We start from the raw sequence: 17,383 nt of genomic DNA, 5'->3' as shown, positions 1-17,383 counted from the left end.
GTGCGGGTGCGGCGGTGGTCAGAGCAGGGTGAGCCAGTCGCGGGCCTCGTCGTCCGACAGCGTCCGGCGGGCCAGTCCCCGGCGGATCGCGGCGTTGGAGCCGGCGTTGACCGCGGTGAGGTCCTCGTAGGCCGACCACCAGACGTGGTTGAGGGCCTGGTGGTTGCGCAGGTGGTCCTTGAACCGCTCCTCGTCCCGGGCGCCGCGCCAGAGCAGCAGGACGGTCCGGGGGTAGCCCAGGCCGTTGCTGAAGATGGCGTTGAGGCCCCAGGCGACCTTGTCGATGAAGTCGTCCATGTAGCTCTCGAGGCTGCCGTCGTAGGTGCTGAGGAAGACCATGCGCTCGGGGGAGAGGTAGACCCACCGGGCGAAGTGGATGGTCGTGACCCCGGCGAGGCTGCCCCGGTTGAGCACGTGCCGGACGGCGTAGCTGATGGCGAACAGGACGGTGCGGGTCAGCGCGGCCCGGAAGGTGCCGGGCTTGAGGAACCCGACGGCGGCGAACGGGTTGTGGGCGACGTGGTCCTCGCTGGCCCGCAGGCGCTCCACCACGGCGGGGTCGGGGCGCCGCCGGTCGGGCACGTCGCGCGCCTCGTGCAGGAGGAGCAGCACGGCCACGACGGGCAGGGCGAGGAGGACGACCGGGAGCAGCGGCAGGAGGAGCGCCGGGACCGCCACCAGGTGGGCGAGCTCCCGGGCCCGCCACCACGCGGGTGGACGCCGCGCGGGCACCACCCCTGCCCGCAGCTCCGGGTCGGTGAGGGCGTGCCGGCGCAGGACCGCGTGGATCTCCGCCGGCGGGAGGTCGACGAGGCCGTCCCGGTGCTGGTCCAGGTAGGCCTCCAGGCCCCTCCGCAGCCGGGCCTCGGTGCGCACCTGCGACACGCCGCGCCCCACGGTGTTCACGTAGAAGGCGGCCTCCGGGACGCGGTGTGCCCGCAGCCACGCCGTCCGGCTCGCCGGGTCCGGCCGGGTCGGGTAGTCGGGGCAGCAGGCGAACGCGCGGTCCAGGCCCGCGCCGGAGACGTCGGCCAGCGCCCGGAGGTGGGCGTCGGCCGAGCCGTCGAGGTCGGCGGAGTAGAGCAGGCTGGGCCCGACCTGTGCCCCCGAGGGGCTCTGCCCGCCCTCCAGCAGCACCAGCCGGGCGAAGTGCAGGCCGGCGAGCCGGTCGAAGGCCAGCGCCGCGCGGCCGGGGCCGGCCAGGTCCGCCAGCGCGGCCGCGGCACGGTCGTGGTGCTCGGGCGGCAGCGGGGCGAGGACGGTCACCGCGGACTGCTCGGGCATGGGGACCTCCGATCAGCGGCCGGAGCCGGCGTGCGGACCGACGGCGGTGACCCGGCGCGCCCGCTCCGGCGGCCGGTCGTCGTCGGCGAACACCTCGCTGCCGTCGGGTTCGACGTGGGGGACGGCGTTCATCGACTGGCGCAGCTCGGCCAGCTCCGCGTACATCCGGCGCCGCGCCCGGTTGGAGTTCCCGAGGGGACGGTGCTCGGGCAGGCTGTGCCAGGGGTTGAAGCGCAGCACGTCGGCGAAGGCCAGCTGCGCGTCGCTGTCGAAGCGTTGCGCCGGGAGCCGCAGCCGGGCCACCGGCACGTACGGGGAGAGCCGCTCCGGCCACTTCACGGTGGCGTCCTCGATCGGCATCCGGTGCGGGTCGGTCTGCACCTGCACCATGAAGTCCATCTCCCAGTCGCCCCGGGCCAGCGTGGCGACCATGGCCTCCCGCAGGTGGTTCTCGGCCGGGTGGGCCGGGATCCTCGTCCGACCGCGCTGCCGGGGCTTCAGCGAGTACTCGACGGCGCGGCCCTCCCCGAGGAGGAACGGCACGTTGCTGTAGTACTGGACCTCCAGCGGGTTGGCGTGCATCGGGCTGTAGAGCAGCTGCATCGCCAGGTGGATCAGGTGGCGGCCCGGTGGGTCGAGCAGGTACCCCAGGTAGGCCTTGGCGCGCACCCACCGCTGCATGCGTGCGTTCTCCCGGATGTCGGGGGTGACGAAGCTGGCCGGGGAGACCAGGATCAGGTCCTGGGTGCGCTGCTCGTCCGGGAGGAGCTTCGGGCCGTCCACGCCCATGACCTTGATCGCGACCGAGCACTGGCCCAGGTCCTCGAGGTCGGGCGGGGCGTAGGGCCCCGGTCCGGAGAAGCGGACCCAGGCGGGGTGGGTGCGGGGGGAGGCGAACAGCCCGTGCCGCAGCTCCTCCGGCACGTCGGGCAGGACGGTGAACTCGCCCCGCAGGACCCCGAACGTCTTGGTGTTGCCGAACCGCTGCGCCGCGCCCGGCAGCCAGTTCTCGCGGGTGAAGGCGCGCAGCTCGTCGATGATCTGCTGGGTGTACCGCTCCTCGTCCGGCAGCGGCTTCTCCTGCGCCAGGGCGAGGTGCTCGTCCCTGCGCAGCAGGTTCTGCAGGCCCTGCAGCAGGGCGAACAGCGGGGGGCGCAGCCACCGGTCGAACGGCTGGCGGTAGAGGAACTCGATGCGACGCTCGAGGCGCCACGCCCAGACGAACAGGTCGCTGAGCGGGCGGAGGACGAAGAACGTGAACGGACCGTCGGGGTTCATGGCGAGGGCCTCGGGTCGGGAGGGCGGGGTCCGTCGGCGGGGCGACCGCGAGCCGTCAGGGCTGCTGCTGGCGCAGCGTGAACCAGCCGGCCCGGCGCCTCCACAGCCAGACGACGCCGAGGTACAGGTCGGGGGCGACGAGCCGGATCTCGTCGCGGACCATGCGCGCCACGACCGACGTCCGCGAGTAGTCGATGAGGACGCACGGCTCGCCGTCGACCCAGCTCCGGTCCATGGACAGCAGGGCCCGGATCGCCCGGGTCCCCAGCGGTCCCACCAGGTTCTGCAGGGACCCGCCCGAGGCCTCGGTCTCCTTGCCCTTCCAGACGAGCAGGCCGATCAGCCGGGCGAGGGGGCCGCAGGCGGGGGTGCCCGGGAACACCAGCCCCGTCCCGGGCAGGCGTCCCCGCGGGACCTCCCCGGCGGGGCTCGACCGGAACAGCAGGTCCAGTTCGCGGTCGTCCATCCGCTGCAGGGCCCGCTCGTCGAGGACGTCGTCCCGGAGGGCGCGGGCGGTTCGGAGCGTCACGGCGGCCTCCGGCGAGGAGAGGGCGGTGCTGCAGGACGGGCGGACCGGGCCAGGATCCCGGCCCTCCGTCACCGGGGCGTCACCGCCGCGGGACGCCGGGGGCCCGGACCGGCGACGGGTGCCGCGGGCCCGCGGGGGAACGGGCACGGGGACCGCCGGGCCGGTGACACGCCCGTGACGGGTTCGGAGTAGGCCTGCGGGGGTGAGCCGGGGCGCACCTGCGGAGTCGCACGGGCTGACCCGGGCGGACGTCGAGGCCGCGCTGGCCGAGCTGGCCCGGGCCCGGGACCGGGTCTACTTCGACGCCGAGGCCGACGCCGCTGCCGCCGAGGAGTACTACCGCGGGCTGGCCCCGCGGCAGTTCGGCGACCTGGTGCGGCGCTCGCACGTCCGGACACCGCGGTACCGGCCGGCTCGGGAGCTGTACCCGTGGGTGGACCTCCAGCCCAGCGGGGTGCTGCGGAGCCTGTACACCGCGCACGAGTGGGACCCGGAGGAGCTCATCCGCGCGGACCTGGCCGTCGCCGTGGACCGTGCCCGGGAGCTGGCCGCTCGGCTCGCCGGCCCCGGCTCGCACCACGACCCCGAGGCGGCCGCCGAGGTGGAGGCGGCGCTGCCGTTCAACTGCGAGCACGTGGTCCCGCAGAGCTGGTTCGGCCGGGCCGAGCCGATGCGCGGGGACCTGCACCACCTGTTCGCGTGCGAGTCCCGGTGCAACAGCTTCCGCGGCAACACCCCCTACGCGGAGTTCGCGGACTTCCCCGAGCCGGGGAGGGCGCACCCGGGGACCGTGGTGCGCGGCGAGTGCGGCAAGAGCGAGGGCGACGGGTTCGAGCCGGCACGCGGCAAGGGACCCGCCGCCCGCGCCGTCTGCTACTTCCTCCTCCGCTACCCCGGCATCGTCGAGGCGGCGGAGATGCCACCCCAGCGGCTCGCGACGGTGCTCGCCTGGCACGAGGCCGAGCCGGTGACGGAGTGGGAGCGCCACCGCAACGCCGCCGTCTTCGCGCGGCAAGGGAACCGCAACCCCTTCATCGACCACCCCTCCCTGCCCGGGACGCTGCTGCCGCGGAGGTCCTGACGAGCGCGTCCGGGCCTCCGTAGAGTGCGGTCGGGGCCCGGCTCGCGCGGCGCGCGGGTCGACGGTCGTGGGCCGCGCCGGCCCACCCGACGGAGGGGGCGGGCAGTGGCCACGCTGCGCATCGCGCTCGAAGAGGGCTTCGCGGGCGACGCGGTGGTGGTCGAGGTCGACGGTCGCACGGTCCTCGAGCGCGACGACGTCCGGACCCGCATGCAGGTCGGCTTCGCCGAGCGGCTCGAGGTGCCCGTCGACGCGGGTGAGGCGACCCTCGAGGTCCGGGTGCCGCAACGGGGCGCAGCCGGTCGGCTCACGTGTTCCGTGGCCGACCGGCTGCACGTCGGCGTCTCGCTCCGGGACGACGAGGTCGTCTTCCGCACCTCGGAGCAGCCCTTCGGTTACGTCTGACCGCGGAGCCGCTCCCCGGGACCGCGGCCGGCGCTCACCGGGCCCCGACCGTCGCCCCCGACTCCTGGTACCGGTCGCGCTGCTCGGCCAGGTCGTCCAGCACGTCGGTCAGCACCTTGCGCTTGCGCACCACCCGTGCCGACATGGTCTGGTGGGCCACGTCGAGCAGCCGGACGGCGGCCGGCGTGTCGTCGGACCGGGCGAGCGACGCCGAGGCCGTCCGGCTGGACTGCACGTAGCCGATGTGGCCGAGCGTCTCGGCGGCGTCCTGCGGGCGGGAGGTCAGCGCCCGGTCGAGCAGCTCCTCCGCCCGCTCGGGCCGGGCCGGCTTGGTCTCGATCCGGATGCCCGCGGGGGCGCCGGGAGCCGACATCAGCAGCTTGTGGTCCCTCGCCAGCGGGAGACCCAGTGCCAGGGCGGCGTGGACGGCGATCCGCCGGTCGCCGTGCCGCTCCACGACCTCGGTGAGGACGTCGTTGGCGTCGGACAGCACCGCGCTGCCGCCGAAGACGAGCGCCCGACCCACGTCCTCGGTGAACACGTCCTGCGCGGTGAACTCCTCGCTGCGGTCTGCCGGCGGGCGGATCCGGACGGTCAGGACGTTGGACAGCAGGTCCTCCTCGCCCCGGCGCAGCGCCACCTGGATCCGGTAGCTGCCCGGCTCGGCGATGTCCCAGCCCTGGGCGCCCGCGGAGACCTGCAGCGGTGCGTAGAGGGACTCACCCGGCCCGAGGACCGTCGTCCCGGGGGTGTAGCAGTACCGCGCGAACGGGACGAACTCCCGCGTGGGCCGGTTCTGCGGCGTGATGACCACGGTCATGCCGTCCAGCGACTTCAGGGCGTTGGCGTCCACCAGCTGCGGGTCGGACGAGACGTTGGTCAGCTTGAGCTCGAGCAGGACCGGCTCGAGGAACTCGAAGACGCCGCCCACCCGGTTGACGCGCACCTCGAGGCGCAGCCCCTGCTGCTGGGGGACGCGGGCCTCGGCGAAGCCGTGGTGGTCGAACCAGGCCGCGTTCCCCATCTGCACGAAGCGCTCGGGGGCGTGCCGGAGGAACAGCAGCTCCGGGTCGCTGAACCGGTAGGCGAAGTCCGCGAAGAACGCCGCCTGCCCACCACCGACCCGGAACGGGTAGTTCATGAAGCTGCGCGCCTCCGGCTCGTCGGCCAGCCCCGGCCGCCACGGGGTGCCCCGGGACTTCTGCCACGAGTGCGCGAGGTTGAAGGCGTGCCCCATCTCGTGGACTGCCGTCCAGAACACCATCCGGCGCACCCAGGCCTGCGGGTCGGGGTCACCGGCCGGCGGCACGGAGATGAAGGCGTCGTTGAAGATCGCCGTGCCCTGGCGGTGGTTCGGGCCGATGTCGTCGAACATGATGCCGCCCAGGTCGGTGCCCTCCTCGTGCAGCGAGGCGAAGAAGACCCACATGGCCCACTCCGCCGTCGCCGAGAAACGGGACCAGAACGCCTGCATCGCGTCGTGCATCTCGGCGTCGCTCCAGAGCGCGTCGGTCCCGGCGCCGGTGATCGGCACCGCCCCGCCGGGTGACTCGGTGACGTCGAACCCGGCGCGCTGGAACACGCTGCGGATGCTCAGCAGCTCGGCGGGCAGGGTGGGCGGGCGGTTGGGGTGGGCGCCGGTGTCGACGCTGGTCGTCGCCGACTCCCCGGTCGCCGCGTCGAACTCGAAGTCGACCGTGTGGAAGTACGGGGACCGGTAGCGGAAGCGCCGGGTCCGGTGCAGCCCACCGGGCGCCTCGAACCGGACGCGGGCGGCCTGCTGCCCGGCGTCGTCGTGGCCGTGGCCGAGGACCTGGATCTGCACCGTCGTGTAGGGGAAGGCGGCGGTGCTGCCGTCCTTGTAGTGGATGGGGCCCTGCCACCGGTCCTTGCCCAGCGGGACCAGGGCGGCGATCCAGTGGACGCGGTCGAGCCCGAGGACGACCACGCCGCTGGCGGTGCGCTGGGGGAGGGAGCCGTCGACGTCCAGGCGCAGCTCCTCCCGTCCCGTACCGGAGGCGAGGGGCGCCGGCACCGTCGGCTCCCTCCCGTCGAGGCCCTGCGGCACCTCCAGCGACACGTCGTCCGGGTCGCCCGGCTGCGCCAGGTACAGGCCGCTGACGACGCGCCGGGGGGTGCCGTGGTCCTCGCCGGCCGCGCCCTCGGGGGAGGGGGGCTGCACGGGGGCTTCGCGGGGGGCGGCGTCCGGCTTGATGATCATGTCCTTCTCCTGCTCGCACGGGGAGGGTCGCCCTGGCGCAGCGTGGGCACGCCATCGGGCTGCGGGGCTCGTCGAGACCGCTGTCGAGGCTCCCCGACGTGCCTGCGCCGGGGCCCCGCCATCGTCGGCACCGGGCCGTCACGGGGACGTCACCCCGGCATCACCGCTGCCGGAGCGGCCCGGGACCCGGACCGCGCCGCGGTGTATCTGCGGCGTCCGCGCGCGCTCTCCAAGAGACACCCATGCGTCCGAGAGCGAGCGCCACGGAGGTGTCCCGCGTGGCTACCGGATCACCGGCACGGATCGGCCTGCTCGACGGGTTCTCGCTGGAGGGGAGGAGCGGGCCGCCCCCCGGGAGCGGCCGCGCCCTCGCGCCCGGCCTCCAGCGGCTGGTCGCCCACGTCTGCCTGTCGGGGAGGGCCGTCCGCCCCGCGGTCGCGGGCCTGCTGTGGCCCGACGTCCTCGAGGAGCAGGCGCAGGCCAGCCTGCGCTCGGGGCTGTGGCGGGTGCACAAGGCCGTGCCGGGCCTCGTCGAGGTCTCCGGCGAGGTGCTGTCCCTGGCCGCCGGCGTCCGGGTGGACGTCTGGGAGCTGCGGGAGTGGGCGCGGCGCGTCGCCGACCCCCGCGCCGGGATCGGCGAGGTCGCGGTGCCCGACGTCGCCCTGCGGGGGGACCTCCTCCCCGGCTGGTACGACGACTGGGTCCTGCTGGAGCGGGAACGGCTGCGCCAGCTGCGCCTGCACGCCCTGGAGGCGGCCGCCGACCGGCTCGCCTCGGCGCGGCGGTACGGCGAGGCGCTGCAGGCCGCCCACGCGGCGGTCCGCGCCGAGCCGCTGCGGGAGAGCGCCCACCGCACGCTGGTCCGGGTGCACCTCGCCGAGGGCAACGCGGCCGAGGCCCTCCGGGCGTACCGGTTGTTCGCCCACCTGCTCGGCCAGGAGCTCGGCGTCGCGCCGTCCGAGCAGATGACCCGGCTGGTCCGGGGCCTGCCGGCCGACCGGCCGTGCCGCGTGGCGTGACCGCGGTCCCCCGGGACCCGACGGCGCCGGTGGCTCGGGAGGCGACCCGGCGCCAGGGGACGACGACCCTGGCCGCTGGGAGCACGCGGTCGGATGATCCTCGCGGCTCCCGTCGGCTCCGATGCCGACGCCCGCGTCCGACGGGAGGGACGACGTGAGGGGCTACGTGCTGGTCGCCGCCGTGGTCGCGGGCAGCGCCCTCCTCCTGTTCGCACTGGGGGAGTGGACCGAGTGGCCACTGCTGACCGATCCCTCGCCGGGGATGGACGGCGCCGGCGTCGCTGCGGCCCTCCTCGGGGTGGGGCTGCTGACCGCGGACGTGGTCCTGCCGGTGCCGTCGAGCGCGGTGATGGTGGGGCACGGAGCGCTGTTCGGCGTCGTGCCCGGCGCTGCGCTGTCCCTGGTCGGCGGGGTCTCGGCCACCGTGGTCGGCTTCGCGGTGGGACGTCGCGGTCGGGGCGTCCTCGAGCGCGGGACGACGCCCGCCCAGCGGGTCCGCGCCGATCGGCTGCTCACGCGCTGGGGACCGTGGGCCGTCGTCGTCAGCAGAGCCGTCCCCGTGCTGGCGGAGACGGTGGCGGTCCTCGCGGGGACCTCGTCGATGCGCTGGCCGGTCCTGGTCCTGGCCGGCGCGGCAGGGACCGCCCTCCCGGCGTGCCTGTACGCAGCCGCGGGGGCCGGCGCGGGCGCCGCGGCGGGTACGGCGCTCGCGGTCGGCCTCGGGCTGGCTCTCGCAGCGGCGCTGGTCGCCGCCGGCGGCCGACCCGCCCGGTCGACCCCGCCCGCGCGCCGCCCGGAGGTCCGATGACCACGCGCACCGGTGTCCAGCCATCGCCCGCGGAGGCGCCGTCGTGATCGACACCCGCGAGGAGCTCACGGTGGCGCTGCACGAGGCCGCCGAGCTCGAGCACGGCCTCATGATCCAGTACCTGTTCCCGGCGTTCTCGATGAAGAAGAGGCTGGACGAGGGGCTGACCGCGCCCCAGCAGCGGGCCACCCGGTCGTGGGCGGGCACCATCCTCCGGGTCGCCGTCGAGGAGATGGGTCACCTGGGCACGGTGTGCAACCTGCTCGCCGCCATCGGCGAGGGCCCGCACTTCGACCGCCCGAACTTCCCGCAGCCCTCGGGGTACTACCCGTTCGACTTCGCCCTGGTCCCCTTCTCCGACGAGGCGCTCTACCGGATGCTGGTCTTCGAGCTGCCGCAGGGGGAACCACTGCCACCTCCGCCCCACGTGCCGGGAGCGGACCGCCCCGCCCTCAGGCCCGAGGCGTTCGCGGCGGCGCCGGAGCCGTTGGTCTACGAGTACGTCGGGGAGCTGTACCGGCAGATCGCCGAGGGCTTCGCGCGGATCGACGAGCGGGAGCTGTTCATCGGTCCCCGTGCTGCCCAGGTGGACGACGCGTGGTCGACCGGCCTGGACATGCGGCAGGTCGTCGACCGGGCCTCGGCGCTGGCCGCCATCGACGACATCGTCGTGGACGGGGAGGGGACGCCCACCGGCCGGAGCGACTCCCACCACGGGCGGTTCTCCCGGATCCGGCAGGAGTACGCCGACAGCGGCTTCTTCGCTGCGGCGCGTCCCGTCGTCGTCAACCCCCGGACGCGACGCCAGCGGGATGCCCCCTCCGGTGCGACCCTGATCGGCGACGAGGCCACCCGCCGCGTCGCGGAGCTGTTCAACGGCGCCTACGGGGCGGTGCTGCTGATGCTCGAGCAGTTCTTCGGCACGACGTCGGCGACCCCGGAGCAGCGCGCCGTCCTGCGGGCGTCGACGAGCCGGATGATGAGCGTGGCGATCCGGCCGCTCGGCGAGGTGCTCACCGAGCTGCCCGCCTTCGGGCCCGGGGACCCCGCGACCGCCGGCGCCCCGTTCGAGATCTACGACCGGGAGTCGGTGTCGCCCTTCCCGTCCGCCCGGTGGACGATCCTGCTCGAACGCCTGCAGGCGGTCGTCGACGACGCCCGGTGCCTGGGCGAGGTCGCCCCCAGGGTCGCCGCGATCGGGGACACGGTCCGGTACGTCCGTCGCGGCCTCGCGGAGGTGGCCGGGTGATCGACCTCACCTTCCGCGGCTGGTTCCAGTGCCGGCTGGCCACCGACCCCGATCCCTACGACGAGCCGCGCGGGGTCTCCGGCTACGTGCACGCCTACGCCGGCGAGCCGGACCTCGACCGGGTCCTGCGGATGCGCACGCCCCCCTTCGTCCGGGCGTACGGGCCCTCCGTGGGTGTGACCGTCGACCAGGTCTGGGCGGACGGCCGACGGCAGCCCGCCCACCCGCTGGAGGGAGCGGTCGTCGACCTGCTCGACGAGCCGCGGTTCGAGGGACGCAACGGAGCGATCGCCGACGACGGCTTCGAGCCGGTCTGGCCCTTCGCCCTGCAGGTCACGCAGGGGCCGTTCGCGCTCACCCGCCGCGCCGTGCCCGCGGAGCCCGACGACCCCTTCGCGGGCCTGTTCGGCAGCGGCCCGGAGCGGGCCCCGCTCGAGATCCGGGAGGCGACCGGGATCGGGGACCTGGCGAGCCTGTGGCGGGACAGGGTGTCCCGGCTGCGCACCGACGTCGGGACGGCGGCGGAGCCGGAGCGGACGGGCATCCAGGAACGCCTCGAGTTCCTCGAGCGCAACCTCGCGGCCCCGGGGGGAGGCGCGTCCCGGTTCTTCGGCGCGCGGGTCAGGTACGGCGTCGCGCTCACCTCCCCGCCCGTCCTCGAGGACCCCGACGGGTGGCTCGCCCCGTCGGTCGACCCCACGAGCTCCTGGTCGGTGGAGTTCTGGCTCGGTGGCTGGGACGCCGACGTGCTGTGCGGCTTCTGCCGTGGGCAGCTGCGGCTGCCCACGGTGCAGGACGGTGCCGGCCACGGGGCCGGTGCGTCGCTGCGGGTCACCGACCGTCGCCCGTGAGCGGGACCCGCTACCGGCTCGGGTCGCGACCACCGCCCCCTCGACAGCGCTGTCACCGTGACACCGGCGTGACGAGCTGGTGACGCGGCGCCAGCACACTCGTCCCGGTCTGTGCGAGGAGGCCAGGATGGCAGTCGCTCCCGGTCCAGCCGGCCGGCCACCACCGGCGCACGACGGGCACGGGGGCCACATGAGCCTCATGGTGGCGACCGCGCCGGAGTCGTTCAGCGCGCAGTCCGAGCCACTGGCGCCGACCGGGTGGACGGCGACGGCCGGCGACGCGTCCCCCGGTCATCCGGTGGGCAACGTCCTCGACGGCGACCCGGGCACGATGTGGCACTCCCGGTACGAGGGCACGCCCGCGCCGCTGCCGCACACCGTCACCATCGACATGACCGCACCGCGGGACGTCTCCGGCCTGCGGTACCTGCCGCGCCAGGACGGCACCCCGAACGGCCGCATCGGCCGGTTCAGCGTCTCCACCAGCCTCGACGGCGTGGCCTACACCCTCGTGTCGACCGGGACGTGGGCGGACACGGCAGCCGAGAAGGCCGTCGCCTTCCCGCCGCACTCGGCCCGGTACGTCCGCCTGACGGCGCACACCGAGGCCGGCGGTCGCGGGCCGTGGACCTCGGCCGCGGGGATCGTCGTGCTCCGCGGCCAGGTCGCCCCGCCGGAGCTGCCGCGGGTGGGCTGGACCGCGACGGCCGGTGACGCCTCACCCGGGTCCCCGGCGGCCAACGTGCTGGACGGGGACGCCGCCACGATGTGGCACTCCCGGTTCGAGGGCACGCCGGCGCCGCTGCCGCACTCGATCACCATCGACATGCAGTCGGTCCAGGACATCGCGGGGCTGCGCTGCCTGCCGCGCCAGGACGGCGACCGGAACGGCACCATCGGGCGGTACTCGGTGACCGTCAGCCGGGACGGTGCGACCTTCAGCGCCCCCGTCGCCACTGGTACGTGGGCCGACAGCGCCCTGGAGAAGACCGTCCTGTTCCCCGCCGTGTCCGCCCGGTACGTCCGGCTGACCGCCGGCACCGAGGCCGGCGGCCGCGGTCCCTGGTCGTCGGCGGCGGAGATCACCGTGCTCGGCGCGGTCCCGCCTCCGGTCCTGCCGCGGGCCGGCTGGTCGGCCTCGGCCAGCGACGCCAGCGCCGCGCACCCGGCAGGGAACGTGCTGGACGGGGACCCCGGCTCCTTCTGGCACTCCCGGTTCGAGGGCACGCCGGTGCCGCTCCCGCACACCGTGACCGTCGACATGACGGCACGCCGGGACGTCTCCGGGCTGCGGTACCTGCCGCGCCAGGACGGCACCCCGAACGGGAACATCGGCGAGTACGCGGTCACGGTCAGCACGGACGGCGCGACCTTCTCGGCACCGGTCGCCACCGGCACGTTCGCCGACTCGGCCACCATGAAGCCGGTGCGGTTCCCCGCGGTCCCGGCGCGGCACGTCCGCCTGACCGCGCTGACCGAGGCCGGCGACCGCGGTCCCTGGTCGTCGGCAGCCGAACTCCAGGTCCTCGGCGTGGACCGGCGGGCCACCTACGCCGGCAGGTGGGGCCCGACCATCTCCTTCCCGATCGTCCCCGTGTCCGCCGTCGTCCTGCCCAACTCCAAGCTGCTCACCTTCTCCGCGTACGCGCCGATGGCCTTCGACATGACCAGCACGGTCACCCAGGTCGCCGTCTACGACCTGGTGACCGGCGAGGTCGGCCCGTCCGCGCACATCGACGTCGGCCACCAGATGTTCTGCACCGGCCTGACGCTGCTCCCCGACGGGAGGGTCCTCGTCAACGGCGGCAGCAGCGACGCCGCCACCACGATCTACGACCCGTTCGCCGACACCTGGACGCGCGGCCCGAAGATGACCATCCCGCGCGCCTACCAGGGCAACACCCTGCTGTCGGACGGCCGGGTCTTCACCATCGGCGGGTCCTGGCACGACCGCGCCGGTTCCAAGCACGCGGAGGTCTGGAGCCCGACCGGCGCGACCGGCTCCTGGCGGCGGCTGGCCGACGTGCCCGTGGACGGCATCCTGACCGACGACCCCGACGGCGTGTACCGCGCCGACAACCACGCCTGGGTGTTCGGCGTCTCGAACGGCGACGTCTTCCACGCCGGTCCGAGCCGGCGGATGAACTGGATCACCACCGGCGGGAGCGGCTCCATCCGCAGCGCCGGGACCCGGGCCGATGCGCCGGACATGATGAACGGCAACGCGGTCATGTACGACGTCGGCAGGATCCTGGCCGTCGGCGGAGCGCCGGGATACGACGACAGCGCCGCGACCAGCCGGGCGTACACCATCGACATCACCGGCGGCCCCTCCGCACCGGTGAGGACGGCGCGGGTCCCGGACATGGCCTACCCGCGCTCGTTCATCAACAGCGTCGTGCTGCCGGACGGCTCGGTCGTCGTCCTCGGTGGGCAGGCACACGCCAAGGCGTTCACCGACACCGGCGCCGCCCGCGCGCCGGAGCTCTGGGACCCCGCGACCGGCGGGTTCTCGATCCTGGCGCCGGAAGCGGTGCCGCGGACCTACCACAGCGTCGCCGTGCTCCTGCCGGACGGGCGGGTGTTCTCGGGCGGCGGCGGCCTCTGCGGCACCTGCACCACCAACCACCCCGACGGCCAGGTCCTGACGCCGCCCTACCTCCTCGACGAGGACGGCTCCGAGCGGGCCCGCCCGGTGATCGTGACCGCGCCGGCGAGTGCCGGTCACGGCTCCACCATCACGGTGCGGACCAGCGGTTCGACACCGCGGTTCTCCCTCGTCCGCACCTCCGCCGTCACCCACTCGGTGAACACCGACCAGCGCCGCGTCCCGCTCGCCGCGTCCACCACCGACGGGGTCACCTACACGATGCGGATACCCGGTGACCGCGGGGTCGTCCTGCCCGGCTACCACCTGCTCTTCGCCATGACGGCCGACGGCACCCCCAGCGTCGCCAGGTTCATCCACATCGCCTGAACCGGGACCGGCTCCTCGGCGACAGCACCGTGTCAACGGGCGGTGGGCACGGCCGCGGTCAGGTCATGTCGACGGCGATCTTCAGCTGCCCCGGCCGGGGAGCGATGGCGGCGCTGAAGGCGGCCTCCACCTCGGCGACGGGGTGGACGTGGGTGACGAAGCAGTCCTGCAGACCGGGGTGCGACGCCAGGTGGGTGCCGGCGTCGGCCAGCACCCGGCGCCGCTCCCAGGTGACCCCTGAGCGCAGGGTCAGGTTCTTGCGCAGGAGGCTCATCATGTCCATCGGATAGACCGGGTCGTCCGGGACGCCGAAGTAGTAGACCTGGCCGCCGGGTGCCACGGCGTCCAGTGCCGGCTGCAGCGTCGAGATCTGGTGGCCCACCGCCTCCACGACCACCGACGGACGATCGGCCTCGGACAGGGAGCCCGCCCACCGCTCGGCGCGGGCGGTGACGACCTCGTCGACGCCGAAGACGGACGCGACGTCGGAGCGGTCGACCGGGTCCACGCCGGTCACCCGGCGCGCGCCGCGGGCCTTCAGGACCTGGCTGAACAGCAGGCCGATCGGGCCCTGTCCGATCACCGCGACCGACTGCCCCGAGACGTCGCCGAGTTGCTCGACGGCGTAGAGCACGCAGGCCAGGGGTTGCAGCATGACCGCGGTGGTGGGCGGCAGGCCGGTGTCGTACCCGGCCACGCCGTCGCCGTCGGTGACCACGAGCTCGGCGATGCCGTCGAACATGGACGCCCAGCCCACGACGAGGTCGCCGGGGGAGTGGTCGGGATGCCGGCTGGCGACGACCTCGCCGACGATCTCGTGCATGGGGAAGCCCGGCGCCCGGGTGGCGCCCCAGCCGTCCTCGGCGGCGGGGTGCGGCCACACGGCACCGCGGAAGTTGGGCAGGTCACTGCCGCAGATCCCACCGGCCCGGGTGGCCAGCAGGACGTGTCCGGGCGCCAGGGCGGAAGGGTCCGGGGCCGCGACCTCGACCTGCTCGAAGCGGAAGGGACCGCTGAGCGTCTGTGCCCACATGGCTGGTCTCCGTCCTGCCGGGCCTGCCGGTACCGGGTGCTGCCGGGGTCGGTCGGGTCGATGGCAGCCCGGGGAACGGCATCGCCGGGCTCCGTCCCTCAGCCTGGCAGCATCGCCGGGGTCGAGCGCCGCGGCCAGTCGGAGGTGTCGGACCCGGTTCGGCGGTGACCTCTCCAGCGGGAGGACCGCACCCGGTCAGCCGGGGAACGACTCGGGGCCGAAGCGGCCGGACGCCACGAAGAGCGCCAGGGCGAGGTAGGTCAGGTCCACCAGCACGTGCGCGGACTCCCGGCGGCGGAGGGTCACGATCACCGCGCCCACCATGATCGTCGCCAGACCGACAGCGGCCAGCGGCACGAGGACCGGCGCGATGCCGAGCAGGGCGGGCAGGACCAGGCCGACGGCGCCCAGGACCTCGACCACTCCCAGGGCCTTGACGAAGCCGGCGCTGAACTCCATGACCCATCCACCGCCAGGAGCCGCGGCCAGCCGCTCCCGGGACATGGCCACCTTGGCGGAGCCGGCGAAGAGGAACACGGCGGACAGGAGTCCGGCGGCGATCCACAGAGCGAGGTCCATGGGGTCTCTCCTCGCACTCTCGATCCCCGCTGAGGGCGGGGTGCGGAGCAGGTGAGGTCCTCCGAGCAGCTGGAGGGCCGCGCCCGACGTGGTCGGCAGCGTTCGCCGGGCCCGCCGGGGACGGCAGCCGCCACCGACTCGGCACCCACCCGTTCCGTTCGGGGTCAGTCGGTGTGCCGACGAGCCCGGTTCACCTCGCGGTTGACGGCCCAGGCGTCCGCCACCGGGCCCAGGTGTCCGAGCTTGTCGGGGTTGACCAGCGAGTGGATCGTCTGGATCCGCCCGTCGAGGACGTCCAGCGTCCAGGTGAAGACGACCTTGCCGTCCCGATCGCGGAAGATCGCGCCCGGCTGTCCGTTGATCTCGTGCGGCTCGAACGTCACCTCGACCCGGGCCATCGGAGCCACGATCGCGGCGAGCAGTCGTGCCACGTTCGCGGCGCCGACGACGGCCCTGGCCAGCTGCGGGGCCTTCCCTCCGCCGTCCCCGACCAGCTGGACGTCGGCGGCGAGCAGCTCCTGCAGACCGTCGACGTCCCCTTCCCGGAAGGCGTCGAGGAACCGCTGGGCGAGCTCCTCCCGTGCCCTCCGGTCGGCCTCGAACCGGGGGCGCCCGGCGTCCATGTGGCGGCGCGCCCGCACCGCGAGCTGCCGGCACGCCGCCTCCGACCTCCCCACTGCCGACGCGACCTCGGGGAAGCCGAACCCGAACACCTCCCGCAGCACGAAGACCGCGCGTTCGAGCGGGCTGAGCCGCTCGAGGAGCAGCAGGGCCGCCATCGACACCGAGTCGGCCAGCTCCGCCGCGCGCGCCGGGTCCTCGTAGGGGTCCTCCAGCAGGGGTTCGGGGAGCCAGTGCCCGACGTACTCCTCCCGCCGCACGCGGGCCGAGCGCAGCACGTCGATCGAGATCCGGGTGACGACGGCGGAGAGGAAGGCCCTGGTCGACGTCGGTCGTGTCGGGGAGGACTCGAAGCGCAGCCAGGTCTCCTGGACGGCGTCCTCGGCCTCGCTGACGCTGCCGAGGATCCGGTAGGCGATCGCGAACAGCAGCGACCGCAGCTCCTCGAACTCCTCGGCCCGGGTCACGCCAACCCCTTCGCGAAGCCCTGCCGCCACGACGGGTAGCGCAGCTCCCAGCCGAGTTCCCGCTTGGCCTTGGCGTTGGAGAAGCCGCGCCCCTCGGTCATCATCACCACCGCCACGTCCCCGGCCAGCAGCCTGGCCAGCCAGGTGGGGATCCGCACCGGCGGCTTCGCACCCGTGCACGCGGCCAGGTGGGGGAGCCACTCGCTGGCCGGCGCCGGGTCGTCGTCGACGACGTTGAACACGCCCGTCGCGGTCTGCTCCACGGCCAGGACGGTGGCGCTCGCCGCGTCGTCGAGGTGCACCCACGAGCTGTGGCCCGTGCCGCGTCCGACGAGCGGGAACTGCCGCCTCCGCACGAGCGCGACGACGTCGTCGGTGGCGCCCGGCCCGTAGAACCCGCCGTACCGCAGCACGGCGCCACCTGCCTCGACGACCGCGTCCTCTACGTGGCGCATCGCCGCCATCCCCTCCCGCATGCTCGGCGGGCCCGGGTCCAGGGGGTCCTCCTCCGTCTTCACCCAGCCGCCCTCGCGGATGCCGTTCCAACTGGCGTGGCCCTGGGCGACGACGTGCGGAACGCCGGTGGCCTGAGCCGCGGCCAGCAGGTGGTCGGTCCCCTCGGTGCGCAGCCGGCTGGTGGTGGCGAAGAACCGGTCCATGTGCCTCATGTCGGGCCTGCCGGCGTGGGCGGGGCTGAGCGCGGTCATCTGGTGCACGATCACGTCCGGCCGGGCGGCCGCAACTGCTCCACCCACCGACACCGCGTCCAGCCCGTCCATCACGACACCATCGGCGCCCAGCTGCTCCAGCAGACGCACCTTGCCCGGGTCCGTCGTCGTAGCGGTCACCAGGTGGCCCCGGGCCGCGAGCAGCGGCACCAGCCGCCGCCCGATGACCCCGGTGCCACCGGCCACGAACACCCGCATGACCTCACCATCCTGATCGCAGGTTCGGGTTCTCACCCCAGTGACGAGACAGCCC

At 74.5% G+C, this 17,383-nt stretch carries 15 protein-coding genes; 7 read left to right on the top strand and 8 right to left on the bottom strand.

Annotated elements, in window-relative coordinates; translation table 11 throughout:
- Positions 1-18 precede the first annotated feature (18 nt).
- The 3 genes from ACI79I_RS10990 to ACI79I_RS10980 are packed head-to-tail and all read right to left on the bottom strand — an operon-like array spanning position 19 to position 3,091.
- Positions 19-1,284 carry a hypothetical protein gene (locus tag ACI79I_RS10990; protein ID WP_456992369.1) on the bottom strand — a complete coding sequence of 422 codons (1,266 nt, stop codon included), beginning with the start codon at positions 1,282-1,284 and terminating at the stop codon, positions 19-21.
- A gap of 12 nt (positions 1,285-1,296) precedes the next feature.
- On the bottom strand, positions 1,297-2,562 hold the full coding sequence (locus ACI79I_RS10985; protein ID WP_456992368.1) for a catalase family protein: 1,266 nt from the start codon (positions 2,560-2,562) through the stop codon (positions 1,297-1,299).
- Positions 2,563-2,617: 55 nt separating this feature from the next.
- Positions 2,618-3,091 (bottom strand): hypothetical protein, encoded by a 474-nt coding sequence (locus ACI79I_RS10980; RefSeq protein WP_456992367.1) that lies wholly within the window; start codon positions 3,089-3,091, stop codon positions 2,618-2,620.
- Positions 3,092-3,293: 202 nt separating this feature from the next.
- On the opposite strand from ACI79I_RS10980, the gene ACI79I_RS10975 reads away from it, so the two are divergent.
- Positions 3,294-4,172 carry an endonuclease I family protein gene (locus ACI79I_RS10975; RefSeq protein ID WP_456992366.1) on the top strand — a complete coding sequence of 293 codons (879 nt, stop codon included), beginning with the start codon at positions 3,294-3,296 and terminating at the stop codon, positions 4,170-4,172.
- A 105-nt stretch (positions 4,173-4,277) separates the two neighbouring features.
- Complete coding sequence (locus tag ACI79I_RS10970) at positions 4,278-4,577, top strand: hypothetical protein (protein ID WP_456992365.1); 300 nt, start codon at positions 4,278-4,280, stop codon at positions 4,575-4,577.
- A gap of 34 nt (positions 4,578-4,611) precedes the next feature.
- Here the strand turns inward: ACI79I_RS10970 and ACI79I_RS10965 are convergent, their stop codons facing one another.
- Positions 4,612-6,798, bottom strand: a complete 2,187-nt coding sequence (locus ACI79I_RS10965; protein ID WP_456992364.1) for a hypothetical protein — start codon at positions 6,796-6,798, stop codon at positions 4,612-4,614.
- Between the two features lie 278 nt (positions 6,799-7,076).
- On the opposite strand from ACI79I_RS10965, the gene ACI79I_RS10960 reads away from it, so the two are divergent.
- From ACI79I_RS10960 to ACI79I_RS10940, 5 genes are all read left to right on the top strand, one after another.
- On the top strand, positions 7,077-7,817 hold the full coding sequence (locus ACI79I_RS10960) for an AfsR/SARP family transcriptional regulator (protein ID WP_456992363.1): 741 nt from the start codon (positions 7,077-7,079) through the stop codon (positions 7,815-7,817).
- Between the two features lie 154 nt (positions 7,818-7,971).
- The gene (locus tag ACI79I_RS10955; RefSeq protein ID WP_456992362.1) at positions 7,972-8,625 is read left to right on the top strand and encodes a TVP38/TMEM64 family protein; all 654 of its coding nucleotides are present in this window, start codon (positions 7,972-7,974) and stop codon (positions 8,623-8,625) included.
- A 43-nt stretch (positions 8,626-8,668) separates the two neighbouring features.
- On the top strand, positions 8,669-9,874 hold the full coding sequence (locus tag ACI79I_RS10950) for a ferritin-like domain-containing protein (protein WP_456992361.1): 1,206 nt from the start codon (positions 8,669-8,671) through the stop codon (positions 9,872-9,874).
- Positions 9,871-10,725: a hypothetical protein gene (locus ACI79I_RS10945; RefSeq protein WP_456992360.1), complete on the top strand. Its 855-nt coding sequence runs from the start codon at positions 9,871-9,873 to the stop codon at positions 10,723-10,725. The genes ACI79I_RS10950 and ACI79I_RS10945 overlap by 4 nt, the downstream gene beginning before the upstream one ends.
- Positions 10,726-10,852: 127 nt before the next feature.
- Entirely contained in the window at positions 10,853-13,702 is a 2,850-nt protein-coding gene (locus ACI79I_RS10940; RefSeq protein WP_456992359.1) for a discoidin domain-containing protein, read from the top strand.
- Between the two features lie 58 nt (positions 13,703-13,760).
- Here ACI79I_RS10940 and ACI79I_RS10935 read toward each other — a convergent pair whose 3' ends face one another.
- The 4 genes from ACI79I_RS10935 to ACI79I_RS10920 all read right to left on the bottom strand — a co-directional run bounded on the left by ACI79I_RS10935 (position 13,761) and on the right by ACI79I_RS10920 (position 17,328).
- Positions 13,761-14,735: a zinc-binding dehydrogenase gene (locus tag ACI79I_RS10935; RefSeq protein ID WP_456992358.1), complete on the bottom strand. Its 975-nt coding sequence runs from the start codon at positions 14,733-14,735 to the stop codon at positions 13,761-13,763.
- A 195-nt stretch (positions 14,736-14,930) separates the two neighbouring features.
- Positions 14,931-15,314, bottom strand: coding sequence for a DoxX family protein (locus tag ACI79I_RS10930; RefSeq protein WP_456992357.1), 384 nt, complete (start codon positions 15,312-15,314; stop codon positions 14,931-14,933).
- A 164-nt stretch (positions 15,315-15,478) separates the two neighbouring features.
- Positions 15,479-16,402: an RNA polymerase sigma-70 factor gene (locus ACI79I_RS10925; protein ID WP_456992356.1), complete on the bottom strand. Its 924-nt coding sequence runs from the start codon at positions 16,400-16,402 to the stop codon at positions 15,479-15,481.
- Positions 16,399-17,328 (bottom strand): NAD-dependent epimerase/dehydratase family protein, encoded by a 930-nt coding sequence (locus ACI79I_RS10920; RefSeq protein ID WP_456992355.1) that lies wholly within the window; start codon positions 17,326-17,328, stop codon positions 16,399-16,401. The genes ACI79I_RS10925 and ACI79I_RS10920 overlap by 4 nt, the downstream gene beginning before the upstream one ends.
- Positions 17,329-17,383 lie beyond the last annotated feature (55 nt).

The organism is Geodermatophilus sp. SYSU D01105 (genome assembly GCF_054050095.1).
The sequence above is the reverse complement of the archived record's forward strand: the minus strand, read 5'-3'. Positions and strand labels throughout refer to the sequence as shown.